The organism is Amycolatopsis sp. FBCC-B4732, assembly GCF_023008405.1.
GTDB classification, from domain to species: domain Bacteria; phylum Actinomycetota; class Actinomycetes; order Mycobacteriales; family Pseudonocardiaceae; genus Amycolatopsis; species Amycolatopsis pretoriensis_A.
Map to the genome: position 1 here is coordinate 8,226,302 of NZ_CP095376.1, position 17,051 is coordinate 8,243,352.

13 protein-coding genes are annotated in these 17,051 nt (G+C 72.5%); 9 read left to right on the plus strand and 4 right to left on the minus strand.

The features are described from left to right. Position 1 precedes the first annotated feature (1 nt). The 6 genes from MUY14_RS36960 (at position 2) to MUY14_RS36985 (ending at position 7,423) form a co-directional block, all read left to right on the plus strand. Entirely contained in the window at positions 2-1,159 is a 1,158-nt protein-coding gene (locus MUY14_RS36960; RefSeq protein WP_247016363.1) for a WXG100 family type VII secretion target, read from the plus strand. Between the two features lie 26 nt (positions 1,160-1,185). Continuing rightward, complete coding sequence (locus MUY14_RS36965) at positions 1,186-2,283, plus strand: hypothetical protein (protein ID WP_247016365.1); 1,098 nt, start codon at positions 1,186-1,188, stop codon at positions 2,281-2,283. A gap of 263 nt (positions 2,284-2,546) precedes the next feature. Continuing rightward, positions 2,547-3,416, plus strand: coding sequence for a ribokinase (locus MUY14_RS36970; protein WP_247016367.1), 870 nt, complete (start codon positions 2,547-2,549; stop codon positions 3,414-3,416). A 28-nt stretch (positions 3,417-3,444) separates the two neighbouring features. Beyond that, entirely contained in the window at positions 3,445-4,182 is a 738-nt protein-coding gene (locus tag MUY14_RS36975) for a hypothetical protein (RefSeq protein ID WP_247016370.1), read from the plus strand. Then, complete coding sequence (gene ptsP, locus MUY14_RS36980; protein ID WP_247016372.1) at positions 4,175-5,803, plus strand: phosphoenolpyruvate--protein phosphotransferase; 1,629 nt, start codon at positions 4,175-4,177, stop codon at positions 5,801-5,803. The genes MUY14_RS36975 and ptsP overlap by 8 nt, the downstream gene beginning before the upstream one ends. Positions 5,804-6,034: 231 nt before the next feature. Then, positions 6,035-7,423 carry an MFS transporter gene (locus tag MUY14_RS36985; protein WP_247016374.1) on the plus strand — a complete coding sequence of 463 codons (1,389 nt, stop codon included), beginning with the start codon at positions 6,035-6,037 and terminating at the stop codon, positions 7,421-7,423. 75 nt (positions 7,424-7,498) lie between these two features. Here the strand turns inward: MUY14_RS36985 and MUY14_RS36990 are convergent, their stop codons facing one another. Then, on the minus strand, positions 7,499-8,155 hold the full coding sequence (locus MUY14_RS36990) for a DUF1707 domain-containing protein (protein WP_247016376.1): 657 nt from the start codon (positions 8,153-8,155) through the stop codon (positions 7,499-7,501). A 237-nt stretch (positions 8,156-8,392) separates the two neighbouring features. Here MUY14_RS36990 and MUY14_RS36995 point away from each other — a divergent pair, with 237 nt between their 5' ends. Then, positions 8,393-9,289 carry a hypothetical protein gene (locus tag MUY14_RS36995; protein WP_247016378.1) on the plus strand — a complete coding sequence of 299 codons (897 nt, stop codon included), beginning with the start codon at positions 8,393-8,395 and terminating at the stop codon, positions 9,287-9,289. 3 nt (positions 9,290-9,292) lie between these two features. Here the strand turns inward: MUY14_RS36995 and MUY14_RS37000 are convergent, their stop codons facing one another. The 3 genes from MUY14_RS37000 to MUY14_RS37010 are packed head-to-tail and all read right to left on the minus strand — an operon-like array spanning position 9,293 to position 12,320. Then, positions 9,293-9,949, minus strand: coding sequence for a response regulator transcription factor (locus MUY14_RS37000; RefSeq protein ID WP_247016381.1), 657 nt, complete (start codon positions 9,947-9,949; stop codon positions 9,293-9,295). Next, the gene (gene macS / locus MUY14_RS37005; RefSeq protein ID WP_247016383.1) at positions 9,946-11,082 is read right to left on the minus strand and encodes a MacS family sensor histidine kinase; all 1,137 of its coding nucleotides are present in this window, start codon (positions 11,080-11,082) and stop codon (positions 9,946-9,948) included. The genes MUY14_RS37000 and macS overlap by 4 nt, the downstream gene beginning before the upstream one ends. Then, complete coding sequence (locus MUY14_RS37010; RefSeq protein ID WP_247016386.1) at positions 11,079-12,320, minus strand: AI-2E family transporter; 1,242 nt, start codon at positions 12,318-12,320, stop codon at positions 11,079-11,081. The genes macS and MUY14_RS37010 overlap by 4 nt, the downstream gene beginning before the upstream one ends. Positions 12,321-12,552: 232 nt before the next feature. Between MUY14_RS37010 and MUY14_RS37015 the strand changes: the two genes are divergently transcribed. Both MUY14_RS37015 and MUY14_RS37020 read left to right on the plus strand, forming a co-directional pair. Beyond that, entirely contained in the window at positions 12,553-13,467 is a 915-nt protein-coding gene (locus MUY14_RS37015) for a hypothetical protein (RefSeq protein ID WP_247016388.1), read from the plus strand. A 208-nt stretch (positions 13,468-13,675) separates the two neighbouring features. Beyond that, entirely contained in the window at positions 13,676-16,864 is a 3,189-nt protein-coding gene (locus tag MUY14_RS37020; RefSeq protein ID WP_247016395.1) for a PE-PGRS family protein, read from the plus strand. Positions 16,865-17,051 lie beyond the last annotated feature (187 nt).

Here is a 17,051-nt window from a genome sequence, read left to right on the forward strand (position 1 = left end):
CGTGGCCGACAACCCGTTGATCAAGACGGACGCGGCGGACGACCGCAGCGCGCTCGAAGGCGCCGGCCTGTTCCAGGACTTCTGGGACGCGGGCACCGCCGTCGCCGACGGCAACTGGACCGAAGGCCTGGTGAACGCGGCGTTCGGGGCAGGGGGGATCGCGGAACTCGTCGCGGATCCGATCGGGACATTGGCTTCGGCCGCCGTCGGGTGGGCGATGGAGTTCTTCCCGTGGCTGCGGGAGCCGCTCGACTGGCTCACGGGCGATCAGATCGCCCTGGAGAACATGGTCGGAACCTGGGAGAACGTCGGCAAGGAGCTCGAGAAGATCAGCGCCGACCTCCAGGACACCGTCAAGAAGGACAGCGCCGCCTGGGAAGGCGCCTCGGCGGATGCTTATCGCGCCTTCGCCGAAGACCGGGCGGCGACGTACGCCGGCGTGGCGACCGGGGCCAACGCGATCTCGAAGCTGGTCGATATCTGCAAAACGATCTTGAGCGTCGTGCGCTCGGTCGTGCGTGACCTGATTTCCGAATGCGTCGGGAAGCTCATCAGCATCGCTTGCCGCTATCCCGGTCCGGCCCTGCCGGCGGGCATGGCCACCGAGGGCACCGCGGAAGCCGTCAAGACCGGCAGCAAGTGCATGGAGTGGATCAAGAAGCTGCTGAAGGCCTTCAAGAAGGCGCAGGAGCTGTTCCACCGCATCGGTGACATCTTCCGCCGGGTCAAAGGCGCGCTGAAGCGTGGCGCGGAAAGTTTGCCCGGTCCGCTGAAGAAGGTCGGCGGCCTGATCAAGAACGAACCGCGCGACACCCGGACGTTCCTCGACAAGGTTCGCGAGGAACGCCCTGACCGGAAGAACTGGAAGGACATCGTCTCGTCGGACAAGTCGATCGGCGAGAACCTCAAGGACGTCGGCAAGGAGTTCCGGGACGACGCCCGGAAGGAGTTCGGCGAGAAGTTCGGGGAGAACTTCCGCAAGGACTTGTGGGACGACGCCAAGAAGGAGTGGGGCAAGGAGTCCCGGAAGAAGAGGGCCGAAGGGATCGACGACTGGACGAGCGGAGACGACGACGAGTCGACGGAGAAACAGACGACCGTCCAGCCGCCGGTGTTCGAGCAGCCGGGTTCGCAGCGGATTTCGGGTTCGATCGAGTGACCGCGCCGGACAACGACCGTTTCGTCGTGTCGCGGACAGCCGGACGGCACTGGGCCCAGGCCGGGGTGCTCCTCGTCATCGGTGCCGGGATCGTCTGGCTGGGCTTGTCGGCGTCCCAGCAAGGCCCGCGCGTGGCCGGCTGCGTCTTCGGCGGGGGTTTTCTGCTGCTGGGTCTGATTCTGGTCGTGCGCTCGCTGCCCGAACCCGTGGTCAACGAACTGGTTTTCGACGCCTCGGGGATCTCGCGCATCGTCGGTGGAGTCGTCTGGGCGGCGCGCTGGGACGAACTGGCAGCCGTCGCCGTTCCGGCCGAGCCGGGGCGTGAACACTCCTTTCGGGTCGTCCTCGAGCCGGCCGATGCCCGGTTCGCGGAGCGCCATCGTGGACTCACCCCGGTGGGCGGGGGTCAGTGGCTGGTATCCGGGATCACGCTGTCGGCCGGTGAAGCCGGCCGCGTCCGCGAGATCGCCGGGCTGTTCGTCGGCGTCGCCGAACGGCCGGTCGCCCCGGTGGTGCCCGAGCCATCGCCTCCGCCGGCCCGGGTGGACCGGTTCGTCCCCACGTCGGCGACCGTGCCCGAGCTGGACCACGTGAGCATCCACGTCAACGGCTGGGACCGCCGGAAGGTGTGGCTCTTCGACTTCGCCATGGCCATGCTCGGCATCGGGGCGTATGTGGCAGTCGAGTTCGGGCCGTCCGGCTTCCTGCACACCGTCTGCCGGATTCTGCTGGGCGCGGTCATCGTGCTCGTCGGCGTCGTCCACGCCTTCGAGTTCAACAGCCGCAAGCGCGAGCTCCGAGCCGATCTGCGGCTCTCCAACGTGGGCTTCCGGTGGAAGACGTTCTACCGGAAGTTCGAGCTGAGCTGGCGCGAAGTCGCCGAACTGCGGCTGCGCACGGACGGCACCCTCGAGTTCCGGCCGGCTGACCTCGACTTTCCCTTGCGCCACGGCGACGCCGAAAAGTTCGCCCTGAGCGATGGCTGGTATCGCCTGCCACGTCCCTTGAGCTCTGCGGCAACGCGGAAGTTCACCGCGCACGCGCCCGCACTGCTGCCCCGCGAAGTCGTACTGACCGTCGACGGAGGGGCGCCGCCGACGCCGATCACTCGGGGGGCTACGTGATCGGCGCCGGCGACCCGATGCCCTGTCCGGCTCGCGCCGGTCGGGGCAACGTCACCACCACGTCGAGCGTGATGACGCACCTGGAGAGCGGGACCGGTCCGTGAAGTGACGGCCGGGGGACGGACATCCCCCGATCGAGTGACGGGCATCCGCTGCTCGCATGATTGTCGCACTCAGCCCCGGATAAGTTACAAAAACCTTCACTTTCCTCTTGCCCGCCGGTCCTGACCTGGACCGGACCGGGTTTCTGGCACAGTTCGGGGATGAACTCCGACGTGCTCGTTGTGGGATCCGCCAACGCCGACCTCGTCGTCTCAGTGGATCGGCGGCCGGGTGGTGGGGAGACCGTGCTGGGCGGGGACACCGTGCTTTCGCCGGGTGGCAAGGGCGCCAACACCGCGGTCGCGGCCGGCCGGCTCGGGGCGGACGTCGCGCTGCTCGGTGCCGTCGGCGACGACACCTACGGCCGGTTGCTGCTCGACTCGCTGCGCGCCGCCGGTGTCGACACCGGGCTCGTGCGCACCAGCGACCGACCCACCGGGATCGCCTACATCACCGTCACCCCGGACGGCGAGAACTCGATCCTCGTCTCCCCCGGCGCCAACTCGAGCCTCGAACCCGGTGACGTCGACGCCGTCTTCGACGGGGTGGAGGTCGTGGTCCTCTCGCTCGAGGTGCCGCTGCCGACCGTCGAGCACGCCGTCGCCCGCGCCGCCGAACACGGTGTCAAGGTGCTGCTGAACCTCTCGCCCGCGGCGAAACTCTCGCCCGCGACGCTGGCCAAGCTCGACGTCCTGCTGGTCAACGAGCACGAAGCCGCGTGGCTGACCGGGCCGGGCGCCGGCTTCACCCAGCTGCTCGGCCTCGGACCGCGGGCCGCCGTCGTCACGCTCGGGGCGGCCGGAGCGGTTGTCGTCGAGGCCGGCGGGGTCACCGAAGTCGCGTCGCCGGCGGTCGAGGCCGTCGACACCACCGGCGCCGGGGACGCCTTCGCGGGCGCGCTCGCCGCGTCCCTCGCCGACGGCGCCGACCTGGTCACCGCGGCCCGGCGCGCGGTGCGGGTCGCCGCGTTCAGCGTGACGCGGCCCGGTGCGCAGCCGTCCTACCCGACTGGCGCGGACCTGGCGGAATGATCGCGCCGCCGCGCGTGTTGCCCGTCACATGGGCGACTCTTTCGCTTCGGCCTGGTGGCGCGGCTACGCCGCTCAGCTGAGGGCGATCGCCGAGGCCAGACGGCCCGACCACCTCGCGATCATGCCGCTCGAGGAGACCCTCAAAGCGCTCGGCAAGCAGACCGAGCTCGACGAAGGCGTCTACGACGTGCCGCTGGCGGGCGTGGTCGGCACGGTCGCCCGCGCCGGGGACTTCGACCGCGAGTTCCGGCCGCGCAACCGGGCCCTGCGCGACCGCTGGGAGCACCTGACGCGGACGTCGGCGGACCTGCCGCCGGTGCGGCTCGTGCGGCTGTCCGACATGTTCTTCGTCGAGGACGGTCACCACCGCGTGGCCATCGCCCGCGCCCGCGGCGCCCGGGCCATCCGCGCGCGGGTCCGCTGGATCAGCACGGTCGCCTGCGCGCTGCGCTGCCTGACGCTCGCCGACCTGCCGTCGAAGACCGCCGAGCGGATGTTCCTCGAGCGCGTGCCGCTGCCCGACGACGTCCGCCTCGGGCTGTGGCTCGACGACCCGGCCGACTGGTTCCGGCTCGCCGACTCGGCCGAGGCCTGGGGATTCCGCCGTATGCTGGCCGGACGGCCGGTCCACAGCCGCGGCGAACTGGCCGAAGCCTGGTGGCGCGAGGAGGTCGGGCCGGTGCTCGAACAGGTCAAGCAACGCGGTTTGTGCCCGCCACCACGAGATATCCAGACGTATCTGAGCTATGGTCTAGACCATGTCTGACTCTCTGTCCGGGGTCGCCGTCAGCCCCGGCCGTGCCAGTGGTCCCGTCGTCCGCGTCGCGGAGCCGCTCGGCGAGCCCGCCGCCACCCCGGCCCCGGCCGATCCGGCCGCCGAAGCCGCCCGGATCGCCCCCGCCGCCGCGATCGTCGCCGGCCGCCTGGAGAAACAGGCCGAGACCGCGACCGGCGAAGCGGCGACGATCCTGATCACGACCGCCGCGATGGCCGCCGACCCGGCGCTCGCCTCACAGGCGGAACAGCTGGTCAAGACGCAGAGCCTGCCCGCCGCGCGCGCCGTCTACCAGGCCGCCGAGGGCTTCGCCGAAGCGCTCGCCGCGGCCGGCGGGTACATGGCCGAGCGCGTCCGCGACGTCCGCGACGTGCGTGACCGCCTGATCGCCGAGCTGCTCGGCATCGCGCCCCCCGGCGTGCCCGAGCTGACGTCGCCGACCGTGCTGGTCGCCCGCGACCTCGCCCCGGCCGACACCGCGGGCCTCGACCCGGCGAAGGTCCTCGCCCTGGTCACCGAAGAGGGCGGCCCGACCAGCCACACCGCGATCCTGGCGCGCGCGCTCGGCATCCCGGCCGTCGTCGCGGTGCGCGGGCTGCTGGCGCTGGACGCGCAAGCGCTTGCGGTCGACGGCGACACCGGCGTCGTCGAGGTCGCGGACCCGTCGGCGCCGGTCGTCACGGCGGCGGTGGCCCAGCTCGCCGACTGGAACGGCACGGGCGCGACGGCCGACGGCCACCGCGTGAAGGTCTACGGCAACGTCGGCTCCCCGGCCGACGCCCAGGCCGCGGCGGACGCGGGCGCCGAGGGCGTCGGCCTGTTCCGCACCGAGTTCTGTTACCTGGACGCCTCCGACGAGCCGTCGGTCGCCGACCAGCGCGCGGCGTACACGGCGGTGCTCACGCCGTTCCGCGGCAAGCCGGTCATCGTCCGCACGCTGGACGCGGGTGCCGACAAGCCGCTGGCCTTCCTCTCCCCGGAGGTGGAGCCCAACCCGGCGCTCGGCGTCCGCGGGCTGCGCGTGGCGTTCGACCGCCCCGAGGTGCTCGACCGCCAGCTCGAAGCGATCGCGGGCGCGGCCGAGGACTCGGGCGCCGAGGTCTCGGTGATGGCCCCGATGGTCGCGACGGTCGAGGAAGCGGCCTTGTTCGCCGACCGCGTCCGCGCGGCGGGCATCCCCCGGGCGGGCGTGATGATCGAGATCCCGGCAGCCGCGCTGAGCGCCCGCGAGATCCTCGAAGCGGTCGACTTCGTCTCGGTCGGCACGAACGACCTGGCCCAGTACACGTTCGCGGCGGACCGCCAGCTCGGCGCGGTCGCGAAGCTCAACGACCCCTGGCAGCCGGCCCTCCTGCGCCTGCTGAAGCTGATCGGCGACGCGGCGAAGGCCACGGGCAAGCCGGCGGGTGTCTGCGGCGAGGCGGCGGCGGACCCGCGCCTGGCCCTGGTCCTGGCCGGGCTGGGCCTGACCAGCTTGTCGATGAACGCGCCGGCGGTCCGCACGGTCGGCGCCAGCCTGGCCGCCACGACGCTCGCGGAGTGCGAAGGCCTGGCCGAGGCGGCGCTGGCGACCTCGGACCCGGCGGCGGCGCGCGCGGCCGCTCGCCCCTGATCGACGGGGAGCGGGCGGCCGAGGTTGGGCGCCGCCCCCCGACTTTCAGTCTATCGGTCATCACCGACCGTTCCGACCTGTGCGAACCTGGCCGCACGGGGTTGTCCACATTGTTCGAGGGGTGTGGACAACCCCGGCCTCACGAAAAACATCCCCGGGGTCTGTCGATCCCGGTCCTTCCCGCTCGACGAACTGGTGCAAGCACCCCAGCCGAGTCGGGAGGACCCTCACATGACCGCCACCATCTCCGCTCCGGTTGCCGAAGTCAGGGCCGGGCGGCGGGCGTGGGTCGGGCTGGCCGTGCTGGCCCTGCCCGCTCTGCTCGTTTCGCTCGACGTCTTCGTCCTGGTCCTCGCGCTGCCGAAGCTCGCCGTCAGTCTGCACGCCGATGGGACCGAACAGCTCTGGATCATGGACACCTACGGCTTCATGGTCGCCGGGTTCATGGTCACCATGGGGACGCTCGGGGACCGGATCGGCCGGCGGAAACTCCTGCTGATCGGGGCCGCCGCCTTCGGGGTTGCCTCCGTCGTCGCCGCCTTCTCCACCAGCGCCGCCATGCTCATCGTCGCGCGGGGGGCGCTCGGGATCGCCGGGGCGACGCTCGCTCCCTCCACCCTCTCGCTGATCGGGGCCATGTTCGAGAACCCGCGACAGCGGGCCGAAGCGATCGGGATCTGGGCCGGGTGCTTCACCGTCGGGGCGATCATCGGGCCGGTCGTCGGCGGGTTCATGCTCGAGCACTTCTGGTGGGGCTCGGTCTTCCTGCTCGGCGTCCCCGCGATGGTCCTCCTGCTGGTCATCGGCCCGAAGCTGCTGCCCGAGTACCGCGACGAAACCGCCGGGCGGCTCGATCTGCCCAGTGTCGGGCTTTCGCTCGCCGCCATCCTGCCCGCCGTCTACGGCGTCAAGGAGCTCGCTCGCGACGGCGTCCACCCCGGGCCCGTGCTCGCCCTGCTGATCGGCGGACTCGTCGGGTACGTCTTCGTGAAGCGGCAGCGGACGCTCGCCGAGCCGCTGATCGACTTCAGCCTCTTCGCCGCGAAGGCGTTCCGGACCGCGCTCGGCGGGATGCTGCTGTTCAGCATGCTCGGCGGGACCACGATGCTGTTCGTCGCGCAGTTCTTCCAGGTCGCGCAGCAGCTCTCGCCGGTCGGGGCCGCGCTCGGGCTGCTGCCGGGGATGGCCGCCTCGACCGTCAGCTTCCTCGCCGCTCCCGTGCTCGTTCGCCGCGTCGAGCCGCGGGTGCTGATCGCCGGTGGGGTCGCGCTCGCCGCGGCCGGGATGGCGATCCTCGCGTTCGTCGAGCCGGCCGGTGGACCCGCGTGGCCCGCGCTCGGGTTCGCCGTGACGTCGCTGGGGGTCGGGCCGATGGTCGCGCTGGGGACCGATCTCGTCGTCGGGTCGGTGCCGGCGCGCAAGGCCGGGGCCGCCTCCGCGCTCGCGCAGACCGTCAACGAGTTCGGGTACTCGCTCGGGCTCGCGACCGTCGGGACGCTGGGCAGCGCCGTCGTCCGGGCGTACGGGTTCGCCAGCGGGCTGCACGTCGTCGCCGGGCTCGCCGCCGTCGCGTTCGCCGTGCTCGTGCGGTTCGTCCTGAAGAACCTGCGGACCGCCTGAGCCGAACACGAAGGCCTCCCCGCCCGATGCCTGGGCGGGGAGGCCTCCTTGACGCCGGGGGCAGAGGGACCCCGGCTAGCCGAAGAGCCCGCGCCGCGGGTGGCGGATGACCAGCGAACCGCCGTGGACGCGGCCGCTCAGCACGTAGCGCGGATTGCCCATCCGGCCGTTGCTGCGCGTCTTGTCCTCCATCGCGCCGAACTTGACGTCGCTGATCGCGTTGAGGTCGACCGCGGCGTGCTCCGGGATGATGATCTCGACCGAACCCCACTTGGCGTCCAGCTCGATGTGCACCACCGGCGACTGCACCTGGGCCTCGGTGAAGTCCAGCTTCGTCGACCCGTACTTGTTGCGGACGACCAGCTCGGGCGGCACCACCCACGGCCCGCCGCGGTGCAGCGAGGAGTACTTGGCGTTGAGCTCGAACCGGCGGCCCGGCGCGTAGCCCACCGGCGGCGGCGCGTACGCCGGAGCGGCGGTGACGGCCGCGTTCGGGTGGTACAGCCCGGCGAGGTCGGCCAGCACGGCGTTCAGCTCGCCGCGCGTCCTCGACGCCAGCGCGCGGTCGGTCCGCTCGGTGAACTCGTCGAGGTCGATCATGCCGCGGCCGATCGCCTTCTGGAGCACGCCGACGACGTGTTCGCGCTCGTCGTCGGACACCCGGAGGTCGCGCTCGCTCAACGGCTTGGTTTCGGTGGCCCGGTCGGCCGCCGCGTTCTCTTCCTCGCCCATGGTCACGATGGTAGAACCGGATCCCACCAGGCAGATCGGGGGAAAACCCTGAACGGACCCGTAGTTCGCGGTGCCGCTCTCGGGGCGGCGCTGGTCCTGCTGTCCGGGTGCACCGGCGAAACCACCCCGCCGCCACCGCCGCCGCCGGCCACGACGACCGCGCCGCCCCCGGCGACGGCGTCGCTGCCGGAAGGCCTCACCGGCGTCCGGGCGACCGGCGGGATCGGGGTCACGGCGTTGCTCCCCACCACCGGCCCGACCCTGTTCGACGCCGACCGCGGCGCCGGCGCCACGCCGCCCGGCTACCCCGGTGGTGACACCGGCCTGAGCGTCGTCCGGGTCGGGACGGGCGCCGTCCTGACGACCTTCCCGCCCGACACCCACAGCATCGAGCCGTTCGAAATCCTCGCCTACACCGGCCCGTCGACCCCGCCGCGCTCGCTCGGCCGCGCCTGGTCGGTCGCGCCGGACGTCGCCGGCCAGGGCGTCTGGCTGATCCGGCAGGACGCGCCCGACAACTGCCGGCTGCAGCACGTGCCCCTCGCCGGCGGTGAGCCCGACCGCGGCCAGCCCGCCAGCTGCCGCACCCGGGTCCGCGCCGAAACCGCGCACGGCCTGCTGATCACCATCAACTCCGGCGCCGCCGAGTCGACCGACGCGCTGATCGACCCGGCCACCGGCCGCACGGTCGAGCAGGCCCCACGCATCCTCGCCGTCGCCGGCGACCGGATGCTGCTCGACGGCCTCACCGACCTCACCCTCGTCGACCTGCGCGACCGCGGCCGCAAGCGGCTCAGCCGTCCGTCGATCGGCGGCCAGCCGACCGTGGTCGCATCGCGCGACGGCGCCTGGATCGCGGCCGACTTCGCCAACGCCGCCTACCGCGGCACCAGCACCCAGCTCCGGGACGTCTGGCTGCTCCGCCCGGACACGCTGACCTGGGAACACGCTCCCGGCATGCCGTACGTGACCGAGCACCTCAAGCGCAACGGCGGCCTCGACTGGACCGCGAACGACGACCTCGTGCTCGCCGACGGCGTCATCGGGGCCTGGCACCCCGGCGAGCCGCGGTGGCGCCTCGGCTCGGCCACCCTGCCGGCCGGCGACTGGTCGGGCCTCGCCGTCCTCCCGTGAGGGTCACTCCCCGTCGAGGCCGTGCTCGATCGCGTAGCGGGCCAGCTCGACGCGGTTGTGCAGCTGCAGCTTCCGCAGCGTCGACTGGACGTGGTTCTCCACCGTGCGGTGCGACAGCACCAGCCGCTCGGCGATCTGCCGCGCGGTCAGCCCCTTCGCGACCAGCCGCAGGACGTCGGTTTCGCGCTCGGTCAGCCGGGGCGGCTCGGCGCCGCCGGCCGGCGCGTCCGCCATCCGCCGGTACTCGCCGAGCACCAGCCCGGCCAGTCCCGCGGTGAACACCGGGTCGCCCGCCGCGGTCCGGTGCACGGCGTCCACCAGCTCCGCCGACGACGCCGACTTGACCAGGTAGCCGGACGCGCCGGCCTTCACCGCCTCCAGGACGTCCTTGTGCTCCCCGCTCGCCGACAGCACCAGCACCTTCGTCGACGGCAGCGCCGCGGTGATCTCCCGGGTGGCGTCCACGCCCGAGGTGGTGCCCAGGTTGAGGTCCATCAGCACGACGTCCGGCAGGACGGTCCGCGCGATGCGCAGCGCCGCGTCGGCGTCCGGCGCGGTCGCCTTCACGTCGAAGCCGTGCTCGGTCAGGTCGCGGGCCACCCCGTCGCGCCAGATCGGGTGGTCGTCGACCACCATGACCGAAATCCGCGCCTCGCTCATTGCGCACCCCTCGTGCTCGGCACCCTGACCTCCCACTCCGTGCCCCGGCCGGGCCCGGTGTCGAGGGTCGCGCTCCCCCCGAGATCGCGGACCCGCCCCCGGATGGATTCCACCACGCCGAGGTGCCCGTCCGCTGCCGCTCGCTCGAGAACGCCGTCCGGAATGCCCGGTCCGTCGTCGCGGACGCTCACCACGACTTCGCCGCCCAGGTCCTCCAGCAGCACCCACGCGTGCGCGCCCGGCCCGGCGTGCTTCTCGACGTTCGCCAGCGCTTCGCGGGTGACGGCGGCGAGCTCTTCGGTGACGTGGGCCGGCAGTTCGACGTCGTCGGCCGGGGTCGAGACCTGCACCGACGACGTCGCGAGCAGCTGCAGGGCCGCGCGCAGGCTCAGCGTTCCGCTGTCGTTCGGCGTCAGCGGCTCGGTCGTCACCAGCGACCGCAGCGCGATCTCCTGCTCGCCGGCCAGCCGCGCGAGCTCCGCCGCTTCGCCGCCGACCTCGTTGCCGCGCTTGCGGACCCGGGCGAGCACCTGCAGCACGCTGTCGTGGATCGAGCGGGCCAGCCGCTCCCGCTCGGCCGTCGCCGCTTCCTTGCGCAGCGCCTGCTCCAGCCGCGCCGCGGACCGGCGGCCCATTGTCGCGGCCATCCCGACCAGCAGACCGGCGGCGGCGAGCAGGACGCCGTCACGGGCGACGTCGAGGTCGAACTTCTCCCGCGCCAGCCCGGTCGCGACGCCGACGACCAGCCCGGCCAGCACGCCACCGCTCGCACCGAAGCGCGCGCCGGCGGCGACCGGGGGCACGGCCGCCCAGACCGTGGTGATGAGCGGGACGTTCAGCGCGAACTGCGCGTCGCTGAGCACCCACGGCGAGGTCAGCAGCAACGCCGTCGTGAACGCCAGGTCGACGACGACCAGCGCCGGCGGCCGCGTCCGCTCGCGCAGGTAGAGGAAGCTGGTGACGACCGACCAGGCAGCCATCGCGCCGACGATCGCCCACGCCAGCCATTCGCGCTGGTAGTGACCGCTTTGGACGATCACGGTGCCGCAGGCGAACGCCCAGGTGAGCCAGCGGAACGCGAGCACGCCCCGCCACATCGGCGTGATCGGGTCCGGTGACCGCCGGGTGGTCACGGCTTGTCGTCGCGCTTCGGCGGCTCCGCCGTCGAAGCGTCGGCTTCCTCCTCGGCGACCGTCGCGATTTCGGCCTTCGGGCCCCCGGGTTCGGCGTCGTTCGGCTGCGCGGCCTGGTCCTTGAGGACGTCCACCTCGGCCGGGTCGGGGTTGGTCTCGTGCAGCAGCGACCGGACGCCGGCGTTGAGCACCGCCAGCAGCGGCACGGCGAGCAGCGCACCCGCGATCCCGCCCGCGACCAGTCCGGCGGTGATGGCCAGGACGACGGCGAGCGGGTGCAGCTTCACCGCCCGCCCGAGCAGCAGCGGCTGCAGGATGTGGCTCTCCAGCTGCATCACGCCGATCACGATGGCCAGCACGATCACCGCGCCGATGAAGCCGTTCGTCACCAGCGCGATCAGCACCGCGACGCCGCCGGTGATGACCGCGCCGATGATCGGGATGAACGCGCCGATGAACACCAGCGTCGCCAGCGGGATCACCAGCGGGACACCCATGATCCACAGGCCGACGCCGATGCCGACCGCGTCGACCACGGCCACCGCGGCCGTCGCGCGCACGTAGCTGACGAGCGACGCGAACCCGCGGCGCCCGGCGACGTCGACGCGGTTGCGGACCGGGCGGGGCACCGCGCGGACGAGGAACGTCCAGATGCCGTCGCCGCCGCTGAGGAAGAAGATCGTGATGAACAGCGTCAGCAGGAAGCCGGTGAGGATCTCGCCGACCGTGCTCGCCGTCGTCAACGCGGTCGTCGTGATGGACGCCTGGTTGTTCTGGATGAACCCGATCGCCTGGTTGATGAAGTCCTGGATCTGCTCCTGGCGCAGGTGCGGCGGCCCGTTGAGCAGCCACTCCTTGATCTGGTTGAGGCTGTCGTTCAGCTGTTTCTGCAGCTGCGGCAGGCCGGAGGAGAACTGCGTGATGACGAACGTCAGCAGCCCGCCCAGCACCGCCAGCCCGGCGATCAGCACGATCGCCGTCGCCAGCCCGCGCGGGAACTTCACCGCCACCAGCTTCTGCACCGCCGGCGCCAGCAGCGCGGACAGCAGCAGGGCGATGGACAGCGGGATGATCACGACCGAGAGGTAGCCGATCACCCACACCACGGCGTACAGCGCGGCGACCACCACGATGAACCGCCACGCCAACGCCGCGCTGATGCGCAGGCCCCGGGGGATCAGCCCGGTGATGTCCTCGTGCTCCGGCAGGAACGGGTCTTCGCGTCGCGCGTGGCTCACCGGCTCACCGTACTGGCAACACCGTCCGATTCGGCCGCTTTCCCGCAGCCGAGTCCGACACGCGCACGGGCCAGCCGTGATCACCCGCCGTGAAAGCCGATCGCACGCTGTGTTCTTCACACGATGGGGGCATCAAGTCGTGTCGAGGGTGCGGGCGGCGTCGCGGATTTGGTTAGGTCGCTCCCGTAACGGCAGATCGCCGGACACCCACCGAACTCTTGGAGACGCACCAGTGGCCGACCACGCGACGAACGAGGGGCAGGGCGCCAAGCGCGCCGGCCGCTTCGTGTCGCGTGCGCTGCTGGTGCTCGGCGGGGCCGTGGCCGGCACCGCCGCCGCCTGGCTCGTCTCGGGTGCGGCCGCTTCCGCGGACACCGTCGACGTGGCCCCCGCCCCGATCGCCGCGGCCGCCACCGGCAGCATCGGCGACGTGAACAGCGGCGCCTCGGAAGCGGCGACCCACGTCTCCGCGTCGAGCTGCCAGCAGGACGCCACGTCGTGGAGCGAGCCGTGCGCCCGCACCCTCGGCCACGAGGTCTCCGAGCGCGTCAGCGACTCGGTCTCGGACCTCGCCGACGACGCCGTCGTGAGCCCGGCCCACCGCGCCCTCGGCGCGGTCGAGCACATCGTCCGCAAGCCGCAGGACACCCGCGAGGTCCTCGAGCAGACCTTCACCCCCGAGCCGGCGCACGACGTGCTGCAGCTGCTCGCCCCGGCCGCCGGCGGCGACCTGATCCCGCTCCCGGGGCACGCCCCGGTCGAGCCGGAGCCGGTCACCACGGGCCTCGGCCAGACCACGGACACGGTCGCCGCCTCGACCGTCCAGCTCCCCGCCGCGTTGCGAGCTCCGCTCGCGATGCCGACGGGTTTCCAGCACGAAGACGGCACCGGTGCCGCGGGCGAGTCCCGCGATTCGCACCGTGACCTGCCGTCGCCGCTGGCCCCGGTGCAGCTTCCGGTCGCACCGTCCGTCCCCACCGCCCCGGGTGGCAGCACTGCCCCCGGTGGTCACCTCGACGGCCTCAACTTCGGCGTCCCCTTCTGGACGACCGAAGCCGTCGACTCCGCCGTCGCGGCCATGAGCCGCGCCGGCCTGCGCACCGCGATGCGCACCCCGGGCGAGCAGCCCGGTGTCACTCCTGACTGAACACCTCCTGCACGGGTAGCTGACGCGCCCAAGTCCGTCCTCAGCTGACGGCGTCCGCGTCCGCGAACCACCCGTGATCCGGCGGTGCGCTTTTTCGCGCCCGCAAGAAGTTCCTTCCCCCTCGGGTGCGGCTCGGACTCCATTTCGAATTCGACGAGCGCACCCCCACAAGCCCGCAAGGGAACCCGAAATAAAGGAGAAAAACCCCATGCAGACGTGGGCAAAGCGCGGACTCCAGACCGCACTTGTCACGGGTGGGTTGCTGATGCTGGGTACCGGCATCGCCTCGGCCGACGAGAACGTCAACCCGGACGCCCCGGCGTCCCCGCTCGACCTCAACGTGACGGTCCCCATCCAGGAGGCCAACAACGCGGTCGGGACCCCCTTCGGCCAGCTGGACCTGCCCGCCGGGCAGACGGAGCTGAGCGCCAAGCCGGTCACCAACGCGGCGAACGAAGCGGCGAAGCAGCTCGACGAAGCGAGCCCGATCAGCCAGAGCACCCTCGGCGGTGTCACCAAGGCCGACGGTGCGGGCGCCTTCACCCCGAGCCACAACAACCTCAAGGGCAACAAGGTCACGGGCGACGTCGTCGTCCCGATCCAGATCGTGGACAACGCGGTCGGCGTGCTCGGCGACGCGACCGTGCAGGGTGGCGACCACACCCAGACCTGGGACCACAGCCAGGACATCGCGACGACCGGCAAGGACTCGAGCCTCGCGGGCAACGCGGTCGCCCTCGACTGGGCGCTCCCCGTCCAGATCGCCGGCAACGGCGGCGGCGTCGCCGGCGGCACCGGCCGCGTGACCGGTGGGTCGGCCAACCAGAGCGCCACCGAGACCGGGGACGTCGACACCAACGGCGACGGCTCCTCCCTCTCCGGCAACATCGTGGCCGGCCAGTTCGCCACCCCGGTGCAGGTGACCGGCAACGCCGCGTCGTACCTGCTCGGCAACGGCCAGAGCCACGGCTACTCGGCCGACACGGTCGCCACCTCCGGCGGCTCGCTGTTCAGCTCGGGCGACCAGGCCAGCGGTTCCGGCAACGTGGTCGGCGCGCCGATCGCCCTGCCGGTCAAGTTCAACTGCAACTCGGGCGCCGTGTGGGGCTCGCTGTCGAACTCCGACGGCTGCAACACCTCCGCCGACGCCACGGCCGGGGACACGCGCGAGGGCAGCCTCGGCATCCCGACCTACCTCGAGACGAGCGGCAACGACTCGTTCCTGTCCGGCAACGGCGGGGCGGCCTCGCTCTCCCCGATCGCGAACGTCGCGGGTGTCGCGGGCTCGTGGATCGGCAACGCCTCGGCGGGCATCCCCGAGACCGGCAGCTCCTCCAGCACGGTCGACTCGGGCGGCTTCGTCAAGACCGCCGGTGACAACGCGAGCGGCTCGGGCAACGTCCTGAACCCGTCGGTCGCGCTGCCGGTCGAGGCCTTCGGCATCGGTGGCACCTACATCGGCCAGGCCAACGCCGCGCACGACAACACCACCGACGCCAACGCGGGCAACGGCAGCTACACCCGGGGCAACGACTCCGTGCTGGGTGGCAACATCGTCAACACCCAGGCCGCGGGCGCGCCCGAGGTCTTCGGCATCGGCGGCAGCCACATCGGCAACGCGTCCGGCACGGCGACCGAGGACAAGACGGTCACCGCCGGGGCGTACGACGGCACGCAGGGCAACGACTCGTCCGGCTCGGGCAACGTCGTCCAGGTGCCGGTCGGCCTCCCCGCCGAGGTCTTCGGCGTCGGCGGCTCCTTCATCGGCCAGGGCTCCGGCTCGGCCGAGGAGACCAAGGTCGTCTCCGGTGGCGGCGGTGGCTCCACCCACGACGACAACGGCTTCCTGAGCTCCAACCTGGGCACCGTGCCGGCTTCGCTGCCGGTCCAGGTCGCCAACATCGGCGGCGCGTTCGTCGGCCAGGGCCACGGCAAGGGCTCGACCGACACGACGTCCAACGCGGGCGGCGACGTCACGGCGAACGGCCCCGCGGGCGCCGGCGCCGGCAACATCATCGAGGCCCCGGTCTCGCTCCCGGTGCTGGCCGCCGGCAGCGGTGCCGCCCTCGCGGGCATCGGCACCGGTGAGAACGACAACATCACCGACTCCTCGGCGGGCGGCGACGCCCTCACCGACGGGCAGGACGGCGCGCTCACCGGCAACATCGTCAAGGCGCCGATCGCCGGTGTGGCGCAGGTCTTCAGCGACGGCGTCGCGGGTGCCGCGCTGGGCCACGGCCTGGGCACCAACGACACCACGTCGGTGGCCGGCGGCGACGCCACCACCAACGGTGACGGTGGCTCGGTGGCCGGCAACATCGTCGGCGCGGACGCGCTGCCGGTGGCGCAGGTCTTCGGGGACGCGGTCAGCGCCGCGGGTGTCGCGAGCGGCACCGGCGTCAGCATGACCTCGGTCGAGAACGCGGGCGACGACACCACCTCCGGTGTCGAAGGCGCGATCTCGGGCAACATCCTCGACCTGCCGGTGACCGCGATCGCGCAGCTGTTCGGCGACGCGGTGACCGTGGGCGGCGTCGCGCACGCCGTCGGCGACAACACGCTGACCACGGAGAACGGCGGCGAGCCGACCACCGAGGGTGACGGGTCCAGCCTGTCGGGGTACAACTTCTACCACGACATCGTGGCGCCGGTGCAGATCTTCGGGGTGCCCCTGGAGCTGCTCGGCGTGGCCACCGCCGACGCGACCGACATGACGAGCATCGACGGGGAAGCCACGGACGCGGCCGACGCGATCGCGAACCCGGTCGAGGGTTCGGAGCTGGGTGCGGGCGAGCTGCCCTCGCTGACCTCGCTCGCCAGCGGCCTGCCGACGGCCGGGCTGCCCACCGCGGGCCTGCCCGCGCTGCCGACGGCCGTCCCGGCGCAGCGCGCCGACGTGCCGGTGAGCTCCCCGATGGCCGGGCTGCCCCACCTGCCCACCGCGGGTGGCCTGCCGGGTCTGAACGGGCTCTCGGGCCTGGGCGGTTCCCTGGCCGGCGGCGCCCAGCGCGCCGACCTGCCGACCGGTGGCCTGCCGGTGCACATCCCGGTCCTGAGCGGCGGCCTGCTGCCGTCGCTCCCGGCGCTGGGTGGCACCGAGCGTGCCGACCTGCCGACCCGTGGCCTGCCCGTCGCGGTGCCGGCCCTGCCGGCCCTCGGTGGCGTCCCGGCCCTGCCGGTCGCGCTGCCGGTGACCCCGGCCACCCCGGCGCTGCCGGTCGCGCTGCCCGCGACCCCGGCGCTGCCGACCGCGCTGCCCGCCGCCCCGGCCCTGCCGGTGAACGCGAAGCTGCCGGTGCTCGACAGCGCGGCCCCGGCCGCGCAGGTCCCGGCCATGTCGGGCCTCGACTCGACCGGCTTCCTCGCGAAGCTGCTGGGTCTGGTCAAGCGCAAGTAGTCCGGTACTGCCGGGCGGGTTCAGCCAGAGCCCGCCCGGCCGCTGACCCCGCTGTCACGGGTTGGCGTTCCACCGCGCCGCGAGGGTGACCTCGCACGGAACGCCCCCGGCCCGCGATCGCGGTACTCGAAAAGGCTCTCCTTCCCTGGAGAGGACGAACCCCAGGAGCCGACCCGGCCCCTGGGGT